16 protein-coding genes are annotated in these 17,208 nt (G+C 53.1%); 4 read left to right on the forward strand and 12 right to left on the reverse strand.

Annotated features, from left to right (window positions below; translation table 11 throughout):
* Nucleotides 1–108: 108 nt before the first annotated feature.
* The 3 genes from cdaR to dgt all read right to left on the reverse strand — a co-directional run bounded on the left by cdaR (nucleotide 109) and on the right by dgt (nucleotide 4,493).
* The gene (cdaR, locus tag NA986_RS20040) at nucleotides 109–1,266 is read right to left on the reverse strand and encodes a DNA-binding transcriptional regulator CdaR (protein WP_000929420.1); all 1,158 of its coding nucleotides are present in this window, start codon (nucleotides 1,264–1,266) and stop codon (nucleotides 109–111) included.
* Nucleotides 1,267–1,418: 152 nt separating this feature from the next.
* Nucleotides 1,419–2,846 (reverse strand): serine endoprotease DegP, encoded by a 1,428-nt coding sequence (gene degP / locus NA986_RS20045; protein WP_000753961.1) that lies wholly within the window; start codon nucleotides 2,844–2,846, stop codon nucleotides 1,419–1,421.
* 129 nt (nucleotides 2,847–2,975) lie between these two features.
* Nucleotides 2,976–4,493: a dGTPase gene (gene dgt / locus NA986_RS20050; RefSeq protein ID WP_000146450.1), complete on the reverse strand. Its 1,518-nt coding sequence runs from the start codon at nucleotides 4,491–4,493 to the stop codon at nucleotides 2,976–2,978.
* Between the two features lie 84 nt (nucleotides 4,494–4,577).
* Here dgt and mtnN point away from each other — a divergent pair, with 84 nt between their 5' ends.
* From mtnN to NA986_RS20065, 3 genes are read left to right on the forward strand one after another with little or no spacing between them, the layout of a single operon-like run.
* Nucleotides 4,578–5,276: a 5'-methylthioadenosine/S-adenosylhomocysteine nucleosidase gene (mtnN, locus tag NA986_RS20055; protein ID WP_000689822.1), complete on the forward strand. Its 699-nt coding sequence runs from the start codon at nucleotides 4,578–4,580 to the stop codon at nucleotides 5,274–5,276.
* Entirely contained in the window at nucleotides 5,269–6,069 is an 801-nt protein-coding gene (btuF, locus tag NA986_RS20060) for a vitamin B12 ABC transporter substrate-binding protein BtuF (RefSeq protein WP_001118843.1), read from the forward strand. The genes mtnN and btuF overlap by 8 nt, the downstream gene beginning before the upstream one ends.
* Nucleotides 6,070–6,105: 36 nt before the next feature.
* The gene (locus NA986_RS20065; RefSeq protein ID WP_000964234.1) at nucleotides 6,106–6,729 is read left to right on the forward strand and encodes a TRIC cation channel family protein; all 624 of its coding nucleotides are present in this window, start codon (nucleotides 6,106–6,108) and stop codon (nucleotides 6,727–6,729) included.
* Nucleotides 6,730–6,829: 100 nt separating this feature from the next.
* On the opposite strand, the gene erpA is transcribed toward NA986_RS20065, so the two are convergent.
* On the reverse strand, nucleotides 6,830–7,174 hold the full coding sequence (gene erpA, locus NA986_RS20070) for an iron-sulfur cluster insertion protein ErpA (RefSeq protein WP_001278668.1): 345 nt from the start codon (nucleotides 7,172–7,174) through the stop codon (nucleotides 6,830–6,832).
* An 81-nt stretch (nucleotides 7,175–7,255) separates the two neighbouring features.
* Nucleotides 7,256–8,677 (reverse strand): H(+)/Cl(-) exchange transporter ClcA, encoded by a 1,422-nt coding sequence (clcA, locus tag NA986_RS20075; protein ID WP_023215875.1) that lies wholly within the window; start codon nucleotides 8,675–8,677, stop codon nucleotides 7,256–7,258.
* Nucleotides 8,678–8,846: 169 nt separating this feature from the next.
* Between clcA and hemL the strand changes: the two genes are divergently transcribed.
* The gene (gene hemL, locus NA986_RS20080) at nucleotides 8,847–10,127 is read left to right on the forward strand and encodes a glutamate-1-semialdehyde 2,1-aminomutase (protein ID WP_023215874.1); all 1,281 of its coding nucleotides are present in this window, start codon (nucleotides 8,847–8,849) and stop codon (nucleotides 10,125–10,127) included.
* 98 nt (nucleotides 10,128–10,225) lie between these two features.
* On the opposite strand, the gene stfH is transcribed toward hemL, so the two are convergent.
* The 7 genes from stfH to stfA form a co-directional block, all read right to left on the reverse strand.
* Entirely contained in the window at nucleotides 10,226–11,068 is an 843-nt protein-coding gene (stfH, locus tag NA986_RS20085) for a fimbrial adhesin StfH (protein WP_001747688.1), read from the reverse strand.
* Nucleotides 11,068–11,598 (reverse strand): fimbrial protein, encoded by a 531-nt coding sequence (locus NA986_RS20090; RefSeq protein ID WP_001129321.1) that lies wholly within the window; start codon nucleotides 11,596–11,598, stop codon nucleotides 11,068–11,070. Before NA986_RS20090 ends, stfH begins: the two co-directional genes overlap by 1 nt.
* Nucleotides 11,598–12,074 (reverse strand): fimbrial minor subunit StfF, encoded by a 477-nt coding sequence (gene stfF / locus NA986_RS20095; protein ID WP_000725074.1) that lies wholly within the window; start codon nucleotides 12,072–12,074, stop codon nucleotides 11,598–11,600. Before stfF ends, NA986_RS20090 begins: the two co-directional genes overlap by 1 nt.
* Complete coding sequence (locus NA986_RS20100) at nucleotides 12,071–12,583, reverse strand: fimbrial protein (RefSeq protein ID WP_001250312.1); 513 nt, start codon at nucleotides 12,581–12,583, stop codon at nucleotides 12,071–12,073. The genes stfF and NA986_RS20100 overlap by 4 nt, the downstream gene beginning before the upstream one ends.
* A gap of 18 nt (nucleotides 12,584–12,601) precedes the next feature.
* Complete coding sequence (gene stfD, locus NA986_RS20105; RefSeq protein ID WP_000982726.1) at nucleotides 12,602–13,354, reverse strand: fimbrial chaperone StfD; 753 nt, start codon at nucleotides 13,352–13,354, stop codon at nucleotides 12,602–12,604.
* Between the two features lie 17 nt (nucleotides 13,355–13,371).
* The gene (locus NA986_RS20110; RefSeq protein WP_023215873.1) at nucleotides 13,372–16,029 is read right to left on the reverse strand and encodes a fimbrial biogenesis outer membrane usher protein; all 2,658 of its coding nucleotides are present in this window, start codon (nucleotides 16,027–16,029) and stop codon (nucleotides 13,372–13,374) included.
* 85 nt (nucleotides 16,030–16,114) lie between these two features.
* Nucleotides 16,115–16,675 (reverse strand): fimbrial major subunit StfA, encoded by a 561-nt coding sequence (gene stfA / locus NA986_RS20115; protein ID WP_001090554.1) that lies wholly within the window; start codon nucleotides 16,673–16,675, stop codon nucleotides 16,115–16,117.
* Nucleotides 16,676–17,208: the final 533 nt, after the last annotated feature.

A 17,208-nucleotide genomic window follows, 5' to 3' on the forward strand; every position in this document is an offset into this window, starting at 1 on the left:
CAGCGTCTTCGGGCGCTGTGAGATTACGTTGTCGGATGGCGGCTTTGCCTAATCCGGCCTACCACTTCGCCCAATTTTCCTGCTCTGATAAGCGTAGCGCCGCCGGGCTTAACGCTGTTCATCCAATTGTAGCGCCACATACAGCAACAGCCGATCGTCAAAATTTCCCAAATCCAGCCCGGTCAGTTCTGAAATACGATTTAGCCGATATTCCAGCGTGTTACGATGAATAAACAGCGCCTTAGAGGTCGCCAGCGGCTGGACATTATGGCGAAACCACGCCGTCAGCGTCCGACGTAATAACCCGTTGTTATCCATCGCTTTGAGTTTTACCAGCGGGCGCGCCAGCTCATTGGCCTGCCAGCCGCCACGCAGGCTATCTAACAGAACCGGCAGCATCAAATCCTGATAAAAATAGCTGCGGCTTTCTGGCATCCGCTGTTTGCCGACCATCATCGTAGTGCGCGCCGTGCGGTATGAGCGTGCAATACTGCCCGGCCCGGTAAAGTAATTGCCCAGCGCTACGCGAAAACGTAGCTGACCATTCTCTTTCATTCGCGAGATAAGCTGCTCTACGCGCTTACGATGATCTTCAGCATCCCAGCGACCAAACGAGTTTAAGGCGGGTTTGAGCACCACCATCTCGGTGAGAGAAACAATGGCTATCAGGTTGTTACGCTCCGGCGTGGTAAGCGCATTCTGCAACTGCTGAAGTTCCGCCATTGCGCTATCGACGCCAAGCTGGCCGCTGTCGACTTCCACCACCGCCGCCACACGCGGCTGGTTCAAATCGATCCCCAAACGCTGCGCCCATTCCACCAGCGCCGGCGTATTTTCTTCGGCCTGAATCAGGTTCATTACCAGCTCTTCACGCAAGCGGCTATCCTGCGCCAAAAGGTGCATTAACCGCGACTGTTCCAGCATCATTTCGGCAGTCATACACACCAGTTCACCATATTTACGCAGATGCTCTGGTTCGCCGGTGAGGCCGATCACGCCGACAATTTCGCCCTCAAGGCGTAAGGGAAGATTAATCCCCTGACGCACCCCGTGCAGGTGTCGCGCCACGGCGTCGTCGATATCCACAACCCGGCCTTGCGACAGTACTAACAGCGCGCCTTCGTGCAATTCACCAATACGTTCCCGATCGCCGCTGCCGATAATACGCCCGCGGGCATCCATTACGTTGATATTGGTATCGATGATGCGCATAGTGCGCGCCACGATATCCTGCGCCATTTTGGTATCAAGATGCCAGCCAGCCATAAATCCCTCCTGTGAGCAGAGCACAAGCATAAGGAAGATGACAGGTCTCGACATTGTGCAAATGCACAAAACGGTGCAAATAAGTATGGAGTTGTGGGGGGTTTCACAGAAAAGTGTTGCCCCCTTCCATGGCGGAAGGGGGACAAAGGTGATTACTGCATCAGCAAATAAATAGAACTATCACCACGCTGAATATTCAGCGCCAGAACCGACGGTTTGCTGTCGAGAATCTTACGCAGCTCGGCGATATTTTTCACCGGCTGCTGGTTAGCGCCGATAATGACATCGCCTTTTTTGAGGCCAATTTGCGCGGCGGGTGAGTTCGCTTTCACGCTGCTTACCACAACGCCTTTATCCTGGCCTTTATTGCTCATTTCAGCGCCTTCAATCCCGCTGAAGATGGTGCTGGAATCAACCTGACTCTGGCTGCTCTGCTGCAGTTCCAGATTCACCGTAATCGCTTTACCTTCACGCAGCAGACCGAGGCTGATTTTGCTGCCGACCGGCATAGTGCCGACCTGAGCGCGCAGCGCCGCAAAGCTGCTGATCGGTTTACCGTTCAGCGAGGTAATGACATCCCCGGCTTTGATACCCGCTTTCGCCGCGGACGAATTCGGCATCACCTGGCTGACGAACGCGCCTCGCTGGGCGTCGACTTTCATCGCTTTCGCCAATTCGGAATTCAGCTCAGTCCCCATGATCCCCAGTTCGCCGCGTTTCACCTGGCCGTATTCCACCATCTGCGACGTCAGGTTTTTCACCATGTTACTGGGGATAGCGAAGCCGATACCGATGTTGCCGCCGTCCGGCGCCAGAATCGCGGTGTTAATACCGATCAGCTCACCGTTCAGGTTCACCAGCGCGCCGCCGGAGTTACCGCGGTTAATCGCGGCGTCGGTCTGAATAAAGTTCTCGTAATTTTCTACGTTCAGGCCGCTACGCCCCAGCGCCGAAACGATACCTGACGTCACCGTTTCGCCCAGACCAAACGGGTTACCAATAGCGACGGTATAATCCCCCACGCGCAGCGCGTCGGAGTCCGCCAGCTTAATCGCCGTCAGGTTCTTCGGATTCTGAATTTGAATCAGCGCGATATCAGAACGCGGATCTTTGCCTACCACTTTAGCATCGAATTTACGCCCATCGCTAAGCTGTACTTTAATCACGCTGGCGTTATCAACCACGTGGTTGTTGGTGACGACGTAGCCCTTCGCGGCGTCAATAATTACGCCGGAGCCCAGCGCCATGAATTTCTGTTGTTGACCGCCGTTGCCGCCGCTACCGCCGCCCTGGCAGAACGGAGAATTCTGGAACGGAGAACCGTCCTGGCAGAACGGGGAGTCATCGCCAAAGAACTGCTGGAAATTACGCGGCATACGCGGCGTATTCACCGTGGTGCTACCTTCTACATTAATACTGACCACCGATGGCATCACTTTTTCGAGCATCGGTGCCAGGCTTGGCATCTGCTGGGCAGTCATTGCTGAAGAGGACGTTTCAGCCGCCGTGGCAGACAGAGGCGACAATGCCAAACCTAAACTCAGAGCCAGTGCACTCATTGCTAATGTGGTTTTTTTCATGTGTTTCAATCTCGATTAACAGGTAACGCAAAATTGCTGTGTACGTCAGATTCATTTTATAACGCGAAGTTCCGGAATAAAGTTTCTGGAAAAAGTAAAAATTTATTGTCCATCTTTACAAAAGTCCATTTACTGTTCGACCGCCATCAAACGCCGATATTCATCCCATGCGTAAAGGTCAGTCATCCCGCTGATATAATCCTGGATCAACCGACAGCGATAATAATATTCCAGTACCGGGTACTCCGCCGAATCCGTGGGTAATTTACTGACGACTTCCACGTAGGCCAAACGATGGCGCGTAGAAAGTTTCTGAAATAAGCGCGATTCTATGGGGAAGCGTTTCAACCGTTCTTTTTCCACCAGCTCGCGAAAGTCGTTAAGCGACAGGCTTAATAGCGGCTGATAGATATCTAATAACCCGCTGATCACCCGGTATCCCTGTAGTTCAAGCTGTTCTACATCCGGATGGCTAAACACATGTTCAACCGCCACATTCTTATAGAGTTCAAGCAGGCGGCTAAAACCGCTGGCATCTTCCAGCAACGCCTGATTGAAGGTACCGGCAAAAATCTGCGGCAAATTATCAATAAAACGCTGAGCGGCATAGGGCACCAGTTTATTTAATGTATTTACCCGTAAATACATAAAAAACTGATCTTCGGTACTGCGGCTTAATGTATTGGCGCGTGATTTTTCCCACGCATTTCCTACCACCAGCTCAAACAGCGAATCCTTCTCATGGTGGCCCCACGCGTGATATAAATGGTGATAAAGCTGCTCAACGCTAAAGATTCTTTTCTCTACCGCGTCTTCAAGATCGGCGACACAATAAGAAATATCATCTGCGGCTTCCATAATCCACGTTAATGGAAAGCGACTGTAAGGCGCTAACTGAAGTTCTTTACGTAACCTCGCAATATACTTCTCTTCAGAAAGATAATAACCCGGTTTCTTCATTAAATAGCGATGGGAATCCGGCACCGGCCCTCGCCACCATGCCGGACGGGTATATTTTAAAATTCCGCCAACCTGCGCCCAGGTAAGATTCATCCGCATGAGCGTATGCACCAGACGAATTCCCTGTGCATTGCCTTCAAAATGGCAGATATCCTGACGTACCTTGCGGCGAATATCGTTCAGATTTTCTTCGCCTTCCTGTAACCGTAGCGAGGAAACCACACAACGATCATGCGTGAGCGGCTGACTTTCCGCATCTTCCGGATGCAGCCGCTGACGAAACCAGTCATTGATCGCCGCCTCGCCAAAATGACCGAACGGCGGATTACCGATGTCGTGCATCAGGCAGGCCATTTCTACAATACTTTCAAAGGGACCGGTCAGCGCATCCAGACCGTACTCCTCCAGTCGGTTTTGCTCTTTCAGGCGGCTTAAAATCTCTTTCGCGATATAACGCCCTACCTGCTGCACCTCCATCGAATGCGTCAGGCGAGTACGCACCGCGGCATTGCGCTCCAGCGGGAAAACCTGCGTTTTTTGCTGCAAACGGCGTATAGCCGGAGAGTTGATAATCCGCCCGCGATCGCTTTCAAAAATCCGCAGGATCTCATGTTCCGTCTTTACGCCCTGCGGTGAACGATAACGACGATGCCAGTTAATTTTATTTCGGAAATCGATCGATGCCATATCCTCTCCCCGCCTGAGAAATGCGCTTCCCCATAAGCGCATGATAAACTATGCCCCCAAAACTGACTTATCGCGAGTAAATCTATGAAAATCGGCATCATTGGCGCAATGGAAGAAGAAGTTACGCTGCTGCGTGACAAAATTGACAACCGTCAGACGATTACGCTGGGCGGCTGCGAAATTTACACTGGCCAGTTGAACGGTACCGAAGTGGCGTTGCTGAAATCCGGTATCGGTAAAGTCGCGGCGGCGCTGGGCGCAACGTTGCTTCTGGAGCACTGCAAGCCGGACGTGATCATCAATACCGGTTCCGCAGGCGGTCTGGCGTCCACGCTGAAGGTCGGCGATATCGTCGTCTCTGACGAAGCGCGTTACCACGACGCTGATGTGACCGCTTTCGGCTATGAATACGGGCAATTACCGGGCTGTCCGGCCGGATTTAAGGCCGATGACAAACTGATCGCCGCCGCGGAATCCTGCATCAGGGAGTTGAATCTGAACGCGGTACGCGGCCTTATTGTTAGCGGCGACGCGTTTATTAACGGCTCCGTCGGGCTGGCGAAAATCCGGCATAACTTCCCCGACGCAGTCGCCGTAGAGATGGAAGCCACCGCTATCGCCCACGTCTGCTATAACTTCAACGTGCCGTTCGTGGTGGTACGCGCTATTTCTGACGTGGCCGATCAGCAATCGCACCTCAGCTTTGACGAATTCCTCGCGGTGGCGGCGAAACAGTCGACTCTGATGGTCGAAACGCTGGTACAGAAACTGGCGCATGGCTAAGCAAATGTTCAGGGCGCTGGTCGCCCTGCTGCTTACGCTCCCGGTGTGGCTTTACGCTGCGCCGCGCGTCATTACCCTCTCTCCCGCCAATACGGAGCTCGCTTTTGCCGCCGGGATTACGCCCGTTGGCGTCAGCAGCTATTCCGACTACCCGCCCGAAGCGCAAAAAATAGAACAGGTCTCTACCTGGCAGGGAATGAATCTGGAACGCATTGTGGCGCTGAAGCCGGATCTGGTCGTCGCCTGGCGCGGCGGTAATGCGGAACGCCAGGTAAACCAACTGACGTCATTAGGTATTAAGGTCATGTGGGTGGACGCGGTAACCATCGAACAGATCGCCGACACGCTCCGTCAACTGGCCGCCTGGAGCCCGCAGCCGGAAAAGGCTCAGCAGGCAGCGCAGACATTGCTAAACGAGTACGCCGCGCTCAACGCCGAGTATGCCGGTAAAGCTAAAAAGCGCGTCTTTCTTCAGTTTGGCATGAATCCTCTGTTTACCAGTGGTAAAGGGTCTATTCAACATCAGGTTTTGACGACCTGCGGCGGAGAAAACGTCTTTGCTGACAGCCGCGTGCCGTGGCCGCAAGTCAGCCGTGAACAGGTGCTGGCAAGGCATCCCCAGGCCATTATCGTGGCCGGAAAAGCGGGCGAAATTCTCAAAATTGAACAATACTGGGGAAACCTGTTAAAAATTCCGGTTATTCCGCTTAACAGCGACTGGTTTGAACGCGCAAGCCCGCGTATTATCCTCGCCGCAAAACAACTCTGTAATGCGCTTTCACAGGTGAATTAGAGCCTGTCTTACCAGGCTCCCAGTGGGGATTCGACAATGCTCGTCTATTGGCTGGATATTGTAGGCACGGCTGTATTTGCTATCTCTGGCGTGTTGCTGGCCGGGAAATTACGTATGGATCCGTTCGGCGTCCTGGTGCTCGGCGTCGTTACTGCCGTCGGCGGCGGGACAATCCGCGATATGGCGCTGGATAACGGCCCGGTATTCTGGGTTAAAGATCCTACCGACCTGGTCGTCGCCATGGTCACCAGTATGCTGACCATCCTGCTGGTTCGCCAGCCAAGACGTCTGCCGAAATGGATGTTGCCGGTACTGGATGCGGTCGGGCTGGCGGTGTTTGTCGGCATTGGGGTGAATAAAGCCTTCCTCGCTGAAACGGGGCCATTAGTGGCCGTCTGTATGGGCGTGATTACCGGCGTCGGCGGCGGGATTATTCGCGATGTTCTGGCACGCGAGATCCCCATGATCCTACGCACCGAAATCTATGCCACGGCCTGTATTATCGGCGGGATTGTTCACGCTACCGCGTTTTATACGTTTTCAGTACCGCTGGAAAGCGCCAGCATGATGGGTATGGTCGTCACGCTGTTCATTCGGCTGGCGGCCATTCGCTGGCATTTGAAATTGCCGACGTTTGCACTGGATGAAAACGGACGTTGATATTGTTTTGCCCGATGGCGCTACGCTTATCGGGCCTACAGGAAAGATGTTGTAGGCCGGATAAGACGCTCGCGTCGCCATCCGGCACAACGAACAGCAATCAAATGCTGAAGGAAGAGCCACACCCGCAGGTACTTTTCGCATTCGGGTTGGTTACAATGAAGCGGGAACCTTCCAGGCCTTCGGTATAATCGACCGAACCACCCACCAGATACTGCAAACTCATCGGGTCAACCACCAGGCCAACGCCCTGTTTTTCGATGGTCATATCCCCTTCGTTAACCTGATCGTCAAAGGTAAAACCATACTGGAAGCCGCTGCAACCACCGCCGGTGATATACACGCGCAATTTCAGATTCGGGTTATCTTCGTCAGCGATAAGACTTTTTACTTTATTCGCTGCTGCGTCGGTAAACTGCAGCGGCAGCGCTACGTCATCACTCATATTTTGCTCCAAACGACATCGGTAATTGGATAAATTTTCACCCAATATTGGCAGTCATTATCTAATACCCTGGTAATTCGTTCAAGTATTCTCGCCCGCAGGCGCATTCTGGTTTTTCGCCGCCTGTTCCGCATCCTGCTTCGCCAGAGTGCGCGCCAGGATGGTTGAGTATAACGGTTTCCCGCCCAAAAACTGGGCTAATAGTGTCGCGCCAAGACAGGTGATAATCATTGGCAAAATGAGCTGGTAGTTATCGGTCATCTCCAGCACCAGCACAATCCCCGTCAGCGGGGCGCGCACCGACGCCGCCATCAGCGCCCCCATCCCGGCAATCGCAAAGGTACCGGCCTCCAGGTGATACTGCGGGAAAAGCACTGCCGCCGCCATACCGAAGGCCGTACCAAGCAGCGTTCCCAGCGCCAGCATCGGGGCGAAAATGCCCCCCGGCGCGCCGGAAGAAAAGCAAAGCAGCGTCGTGACAACCCGGGCAATAAAGATGAACAGCAGTAGCCCGACGCTAAAATTACCTGCCGCGGCGATAGGAATAAGGTTAAATCCGCCGCCTGCCGCTTCCGGCTCAATCAACCCCAGAATACCGCACAGGCCGCCGATCGCGCCGCCCATAAGCACCCATTTTTTAATTTCGCCGCCATGAAAGCGCTGAAACATATCCTGGGTACGCAGCACCAACGAATTAAATACTGGCCCGACGCAGCCAAAAATAATGCCGAGGATAAGGTATAACCACAGTGTGTTAACCGGCGCATCAGACAGTTTGCCGACTTCAATAATCGGCGCTTCGCCGTTAAATATGCGGAACACAATGCTCGACATGATGACGCCGGTAAACACCGCTTTAATCGAAATCAGGTTGTAGCGAAACTGCGGGCGCATCTCTTCAATAATAAACAGGATACCCGCCAGCGGCGCGTTAAACGCCGCAGAGAGCCCCGCCGCCGCGCCGGTCGCCAGCAACGTATGCCGCGCTTCGGCGCTGCGCATACGAAAAACATCCAGCACCATGCGCCCCAGGTTGCCCCCGATTTGCACCGTTGGCCCTTCGCGCCCTAATACCATTCCTGCGCCCAACGTTCCCATCCCGCCGATAAACTTCACCGGCAACACGCGCCACCAGCGCACCGGACGTAACTCCTCCAGCGCGCCTTCAATTTCCGGGATACCCGAGCCGCCGGCTTCCGGCGCAAATTTTCGCACCAAAAAGTAGCCGACCATCGCCAGTAACGCCGAAAGGATAAAGGCCAGCGGCCAAAGCAAAAACGCATGGTCCGCGGCCTGAACCAGCGCGCCAATGCGCATGTTTTGTACCCAGGAAACCGCCTTTTCAAAGGCGACGCCAACCAGTCCGGTAAGCGTGCCGACAACGGCCGCCATGAACAGAATGGCCAGCGGCGTTTTATCCCGCTGCATTAACCGGCGAATCTGATCTCTGCGCCGTAAACGCACAATTTGCTGAGCTAAAAAGGTGGAAGTGTCTGTTTTCATCAGAAGATCATTAATTGGTAATACAAATCTAAAGTCGGCATTCTACTCGCCAACGCCGCGAAAATCCCCTGCAAATCGTATTGTTTCAAATGCGTAAAACTTTCATAACCTTCTCTGAATAACTTAGAATAGCGGGTATTCACTTTTTCTACGAACCAGGAATCTTTCCATGAGTAAGTCTGAAAATCTCTATAGCGCGGCCCGCGAGCTGATCCCCGGCGGCGTGAACTCCCCTGTTCGCGCCTTCACTGGCGTGGGCGGCACCCCGCTGTTTATCGAAAAAGCGGACGGCGCGTATCTTTATGATGTCGATGGCAAAGCGTATATCGACTATGTCGGTTCCTGGGGGCCAATGGTACTGGGGCATAACCATCCGGTTATCCGCAATGCGGTAATCGAAGCTGCGGAGCGCGGTTTAAGCTTCGGCGCGCCAACCGAAATGGAAGTGAAAATGGCGGAACTGGTCACCAACCTGGTGCCGACCATGGACATGGTGCGCATGGTGAATTCCGGCACCGAAGCAACGATGAGCGCGATTCGCCTGGCGCGTGGTTTTACTGGCCGCGATAAGATTATCAAATTCGAAGGCTGCTACCATGGCCATGCCGACTGCCTGCTGGTCAAAGCCGGTTCTGGCGCGCTGACGCTTGGTCAGCCGAACTCGCCGGGCGTGCCGGCAGATTTCGCGAAACATACGCTGACCTGCACTTATAACGATCTGGCGTCAGTACGCGCGGCGTTTGAACAATATCCGCAGGAAATTGCCTGTATCATCGTCGAACCCGTGGCGGGCAATATGAACTGCGTCCCGCCGCTGCCGGAATTTCTGCCAGGTCTGCGCGCCTTGTGCGATGAGTTCGGCGCGCTGCTGATTATCGACGAAGTGATGACCGGTTTTCGCGTTGCGCTGGCCGGAGCCCAGGATTACTACGGCGTCGTGCCGGACCTGACTTGTCTGGGTAAAATCATCGGCGGCGGGATGCCGGTAGGCGCGTTTGGCGGTCGTCGCGATGTAATGGATGCGCTGGCGCCGACGGGCCCGGTTTACCAGGCGGGCACCCTTTCCGGCAACCCGATTGCGATGGCGGCCGGTTTCGCCTGCCTGAATGAAGTCGCCCAGCCCGGCATTCATGAAACGCTGGATGAGCTCACCACCCGCCTGGCGGAAGGTTTGCTGGAAGCTGCCGAAGAAGCGAATATTCCGCTGGTGGTTAACCATGTCGGCGGCATGTTCGGGATTTTCTTCACCGACGCTGAGAGCGTAACCTGCTATCAGGACGTGATGGCGTGCGACGTTGAACGCTTTAAGCGTTTCTTCCACCTGATGCTGGAGGAAGGCGTATATCTGGCGCCATCGGCGTTTGAGGCGGGCTTTATGTCGGTCGCACACAGCATGGACGACATTAATAATACTATTGACGCCGCGCGTCGGGTGTTTGCGACGCTGTAAAAGAGAACGTCCAGAAACAACGTAGGCCGGGTAAGGCGAAGCCGCCACCCGGCTTTTTTTTGGTTCATCGCAGGTTAGCCTGAACCGCACCAGACAACCTAAAGCTCATCAATAATATACTGAAAGCTACAGGTCGACGTGAACTGCCCGGAGCCAATGTTGCGGGTGTTCACCGCTACATTAATGTCATGAAGCTCAACATCGGTTATCGGATGATCAACGGCGCTGGTCGTGACGCTCGACTGGTCGCAGCCCAGCACATTGAGCGTAATACCCGATGAGACAAAACGGCAATAAGCGCCACGGTCGTCAAATTTGCTGCCATCGCAAAGTTTTCCGCCCTCCATCAAATAGGTATGTAACGTGCGATTCACCGTGCCACCGGTGGCATCAAGCATGAGGGTTGTTTTCTGTTTCGAAACGTTCGCATCCCAGGAGATATCAAAAGTATCAACGGGAACTTTCGGGCAAACTGAGCTGCGCGTATCCGGCGGGGAATACGTTTCGCCAGAGATACCATCAGCAGCAGTGACACGACTCGTTGCCAGCCAGGGGCAACCATAGTCATCGCTTTGTACCGTAATATCCACGGTAAAAGAGCCACAATCGTGCCAACTCGCTGGCATATTCTGGCAACTGGAGCGCGCAACGCTGTTATCGAAATCGCGTAACACAACCGTCGGCGCGGGCTCTGGCCCCGACCAGGATTGTAAGGGTACCGGACGATTTTTAAAAACCCCTCCTAGCTGCCAGGTGCCATAGTATACTCCGTCATGCGTATCCACCATCACATTCAGCAGAATCGAGCGATCGAAGGTACTCGGACCTATGCCGTAATAGAGCGTGGTACTTGAAAACGTCGCTTTCAGCATGGGTTTAGCCACTACCGAACTGCCATAAACGGCAATCAGCAGCAAAAATAAAGTCCGTATTATTTTCATCATAAATACTCAAATGTAACTAGTGCGCTTGCGAAGAACGTTCCCGGAACCAGATCTTCGCCAGGAAGGCGTTGTACCCAGGCATTCAGGCTTAGCGCGTTATTCCCCGTCACCAGCGTGAATATCGCCCCCTCTTCATCGTTCATGCCCACGGGAACGCCGGATAGCGTTTCAATACCAATCCCGATCCCGGAAGCGCCTGAGTGGCTATCGATGGCCAGGATACCGCGCATTCCGGTCGCTTCGGTTCCAGTGAAAGTCACCTGCACCCCGTTACTCAGCGCCGAATCGCAATCCGTGAGCTCAAACACTAAAGGCTTACGAGCAGACTGGCCGTCGGGAGTGAAATCAGAACTGTCAAGCGACGAAAAATTGACTTCGGCAATCCCCGTCCCCTGCATCGTGAGCGTGCAAGGACTGGCCACCAGGCTACCGGAAAAATGCAGGTTATCTGCCGCTGAGACCGGCAATATCAGCGCCCCACAGAGGATGCAGGCCGCGCCGTGTAATAACGCCTGTCTTTTAGCCATTACTGATAATCCACCTGTAATGTTGCCGTCGCATCGAAGCCGCCTTCTTTCAGCGAAGCACCGCTCTTTTTAACCGGTATGGCTTTCAGAACAGGTATCGATTGCTCATTCACCGTAATGGTGGACCCCAACGTAAAGGGTTGGTCGTTCTGCCTGAGTTCAATCCCCAGCCCCGCCACGCTGGTGTTTACCGCCGCCGGATTAAAATCACTCACGGAACCGCTTAGCGTCAGGGTCATCGCCATCGTCTCATCGCGCACCGTTGAATCACAGGTGATCTCATACGGAACATTCTGCGCATAACGCGTACCATCTATTTTATTAATCAGCAGGTTACCGAACTCAACGTCGATCGTCTGATCATTGTTAATCGTACAATTCGGCGGTGAAATTAATGTGCCGTGGAACTTAAGATTATCGGCTGCCTGTGCGGCAAGGCTGCCCCCCATTAACATCGTCAAAACTATTTTTTTCATTGGTAATCCACCACCAGCGTGGCGCCTGCGTTAAACGCGCCACCTGTTAACGTTACGCCATTATTTTTGACGGGAATTGCCTCAATGGCCGGACCGCTGCCGCCGCTGTATTGAAATGACAACCATTGCGTATTGCCGGGTGAAATCAGCGCGCCATCCATGGCGGTTTGCAGACGGATACCCAATCCATCGACATCGGTTTGCAATACCGACTCGCCATTGATAGTCACCGCATTCCCCTGAATCTGTAACTTCAGGTAATCGCTCACTCTGCCGTTACAGCTCAGGCGATAGCCCACCGCCTGCCGGTAATTCACCCCGTCCACTTTCGTCGTCAACACATTGCCAAATTCCACCTCACCGCCGGTCACAGTACAGGGCGGCGCGGCATTAACGACTATCGTCAGCGTCATGTTGACCGTCTTACTTCCTGCTGCCAGCGGCATACTGACCGCACTCAGCATGGCCGCACACGTTACCGTGCCCAGCCGTAACCGCCATTGCCTCATCTTGCGTCTCCTTGTCGGTTACGACTTTCTGCTTTTTGCTTCATCTACCGCACAACTGTTGTCAGTACAGTTAAAAATCAGCGGTAACCGCGCGCCATAATCGTTGACGTAAGTCAGCACAGGCGAGTGACCTAATTCACTGGCGTCCCCTCCCAGCGTCACGTTGCTTTTTGGTGCAATCACTAATGGGCTAAAGCCTCTGGCCGGTGTGCCGTCCATGCGGTTGCTGGCGTTGCTTAACACCACGTAGTAACCGGTCGGATTGCTCACCTGATAGCCATTGCCCTGACGCTGAAGGGTGATCTTGTATTGCCAGGGATGCTGCATATCGATTTTCGATAGCGCCTGCGGACGGTAAAAAACTTTGATGCGCGTTTGCAGGGCGATTTGCAGCGTATTGGGCTTGTCGCTTTGCGGCGGAATTTCGCGCACGTTGTAATAAAAAAGGGTTTCCCGATCCTGGGGGAGCGACGCCAGCGCCGGCATCCCCTGAATTTTGACCTGTCCGATTGCCGACGGCTCAATGCGCTGGACCGGTGGGACGACGATTAAAGGTGAGGTGATTTTGACGCCCTTCTCATCTTCCACCCAGGACTGCGCCAGATAGGGCAGTTTGCTGTTGGCGTTTTTCAGATCGACGCTTATCGATTTATCTTCGCCGCGAAACACCAGGCGGGTGCGATCGGGCGCGATGGCGGCCTGGGCGCTACCGTAGCCGCCCAGCAAAAGCAGCAAAACAGCGGCCAGGTTATAACGTTTTAATGGCATCATGAATGCGATTTCCTGAATCAATGTGTTGGATAACGAGAAGAGAGCGCTTCGGGTTGCGTTGAAGACGTCCGCCGCTGCGTATGAAGCTGGAGTAATGGTTTCTCTGCGGGCTGCGTTGCCTCAGGTGATGAAGCGTCGCCGATGCACGGCAGCAACAGGCCGCTAAACAGATCGCCCGGCAGCGGGTCGGGCAACGCCGCTTCACACTGCGTTTTACCTTCCCATGTCACCTGCAACCGCTCGCCGGGGTTAATGCCTATCAGATAAACGCTGCCGTCTTCACCTACGATCCCTAACTGTTGCTGGCGACTGTTGTAAACCTCCGCGCCGAAGGGCGGCGTGCCGCCATCGCGCAGGCGGATACTGGCCATGGCTTTTTTACCGCTGAGCACCTCCATGCGGCGATAACCGATCGCCCCTTCCGTCAGGGTCGCCTGAGCAATGGAGAGGGTTGCTTCCGCGTCTTCCGGCAACTGGGTAATGTCGATTTTCACCTGGTTGCGGTAGTAGTCGTTGACGTCGACAATGACGGCTTTACCAAACGCGTTGGTATATACCGGCGTGCTGTAGCCGGAGATGGGTACGTTCGCTTCATCGCCGACATCCACCATCAGCCGCGAGCCGCCGTTGACGCTGGTACGGTGCAGCGCCCCGCCTTTAGCAGTCAGCGTCGCGCCGCCCTGGATGTTCAGCCCGCCGGAGGTATAGTCGCCTTCCTGATAGTTCGCACTGACGTCAATGTCGGCATAGCTCGCTTGATGACGGTAATAGCCGTCGAGAGTCGCGCCGTTATCCGCGCGGCCAGCGTTGATCTGGTAGTTATTGCGATCGTCAATGCGCTCGTAATAGCCGACCTGATTGCTGTTGTTGTCATCGCTAAAGGAGCCGTTGTAGCTCAGCGTGCGGTTGTTGCCCCACGGAATACTCAGCGAGACGTACACGCCGTCATCACGTTCATTGTCATATTCGTTGCGAAAACCGTTCACCGACAGACTGATCCCGCGCACCTCGCCGACATCGAAATAGTGCGACAGCGTCAGGTTATAGCTGTCCTGGTTAGGTTGATTCCAGTAGGTGCGACGGGTGTAGTTGATATAGGCGTTGACGTTTATTGCCGAAAAGTTCTGGCTGTACGTCAGGGTATACATCTCTTTATCGTGGCCGGTACGCTGACGATCGTTATCGTCATTATGCGTATCGATAAACTCGTCCATCGTCATGTAGTTTTCTTCGGAAAAGCGATAACCAGCAAACGTCAGACGGCTGTCTATATCATCAAAATCTTTAGCGTAGCTGGCACGGAACGAGTTACCCTGAATGGTACCATCGCCGTAGGCGCTCCCCTCTGGCAGCGTCGCACGGGAATGGGTGACATCGACGGAAAACGCGCCCAGCAGCGCCAGATCGCGCCCCAGTCCTAACGCCAGCGCCTGATAATCCTGCTCGCCGATGGCGCCGCCGTACAGCGACCAGCCGTTAGCGATCCCCCAGGAGGCTTCGGCTGAGGTGAAAAAGCCGCCTTCCATATTGTGATCCCAGTCCTGCGGTCGCCCGGCTGCTAACTTGTAGCGCACCTGGCCGGGACGGGTCAGAAACGGAATGGAGGCGGTGCTGACGTCATATTCCTGCACCTGACCGCTTTGTTCTTCAATTTTGACGTGTAGATCGCCGGATACCGTTTCATTAATATCCTGAATGCGAAACGGCCCTGCCGGGACCTGCGACTCATAAATCACCCGCCCGCGCTGGGTCACGGTGACTTTGGCGTTGGTGCGCGCCACGCCTGATATATCCGGGGCGTAGCCGCGCAGATTAGGCGGTAACATCTGATCGTCGGTGATAAGGCTGCCGCCAACATAGTTAAAGCCATCGAAAATATCGGATTCCAGCGATCCTTCGCCCAGCGTTAGCTGCGCCCGGAGCTGCGGGATCGCCCGCCAGGCGTAATAGCGGTTCCAGTCCCAGTTCTGTTCGGAACTGGAGCCAAAGTTGTCTTTATCTTCGCTGTCATTTTCGTGACGATAGTTAGCCTGCCAGTCCGCGCGCAAACGCCACGCGCCGAGGTTGGCACCCACCGTGCCGTTGCCGCTGATGTCATATTCATCGCCATCATCATGTTCAGCATGTCGCCACTGGCTGTTAACGTTGTAGTCAAATAACACGCCGGGAATCCCTTCATCCCAGCGGGAAGGTGGATCCCACTCTTCATCGCTGTATTCCAGATAGGCCTGCGGAATAATCACCGTCAGCGTTGACTGGCTTAAATCCGTTTGGGTTTCCATCCCTTCCAGTTGATCTGGTTGCAGACACTGACCGGCATTTATCCAGATCATTTTATCTGCTATTTCAGGTTTTAACCCCAGCAGCGATACCAGTTCAGGCGATAAACAGGGATAGGTGTTATCAGGATCGTTATTATCAACGGAATACGTAATAACATTATCCTGGGCAATTTGACTCTGATTGACCAGCACCTGGAGATGATAGCTCCCCGGCATAATGTAGCCTTTACGGGAAAAACGGGAGAGATCCAGGCTGGCATCATCTTTAACATCAAGAAATCGGGTATTAAATTGAATGGGCGCTTCCGCGTAGCTATTTTCCGGACCGACAGCCAGAACAATACCCACCACGGCCGCAAGCGTGCTCAGACGAAATTTTTTATAGTGAGCCATCAGACAATCTATCCCTGAAATATATAATCTATTTTTTTACTTTGAGCATTATCCTGCGGCAGACTGCCGCAGGATGATATTTCACTTACAGATAGCTGATCGTGAAGTTTACGGTGCTGCTGAATTCGCCGGTATCGATAGTGGTGGCAGCGGAATCGCCTTTCACCCAGGCTTTGAAGTTAAGAGTCTGTTTCGCCGCCGCAACGCTGCCATTCATCGTCAGGTTTTCGCTGTAAGCGTCGCCCAATTTGATCGCGGAACCCAGGTGGTTGCCGATGACAATGCTGGAACCCGCCATTTCGCCGCCGCCGATGCGCATCAGCGCAACGCTACCCGGATTAGCGCTGGATTCGTTACCGATGGCAGAGAAAACGGTAGACGCTTCTTTCTCAGTGGTGAATGCGCAGTTTTCCAGACCGATATGGAAATCGACTTTTGAAGATTCTTTACCGCCCATCAGAGAACCGGTACCGATATGGCCCAGGTTAACGGTCTGGTGTTCGTCGCCAACCACGATTGAACACGGTGAATCTTCAATAGTACCGGTAAAAGTCACCGTACCAGTATTACTGCCCGCAGCATTGGCAAAGCTGGAAACACCCATAACCAGTGCGGCAGCAACCGCAGCTTTTACTGCTGTATTCATTTTTCATCCTTATTAAAAGTTGGTGAGTATTTTTACGCTATTCACACGGAGCTATACTCAACACCCCATGTTTATATGGGTAGATATATATTATATGACGAGTTATGAAATTCCTGATGCAACATTCAAAAGAAGCAAGCAACACGTTAATAAATAACATCCCTTAGGCGCGGCAAAGTATTTTCCATTAAAAACCCAAAGACAAGTGTTTTTTATTTAAAGGATCATCAGCATTAAATAATAAATATTTTTTACCGTTCAAAAAACAAACAAAACAAGCAAGACGGGAGAGCCAAAAAAACAATAAACATGTCAAAATGAATAAAAAAAGATCAGAATTACAGTACTGAATGTATAGCAATGACGCATAAGATTTATTTTTGGTATAAATTCCATTAAAAAAATCAAAAAATGCTAAGTTACATTTTTTTTGTTTACTCGTGGCAATTAATTTATTTTAATAGAGTTGTTTTTTATTACTTCGATAAAAAAACAATATTTTATTATCGAAGTTTTATAATGAAAACTTATTA

Origin of the sequence: Salmonella sp. NW177, from assembly GCF_051811585.1 — a bacterium.
GTDB lineage: Bacteria > Pseudomonadota > Gammaproteobacteria > Enterobacterales > Enterobacteriaceae > Salmonella > Salmonella enterica.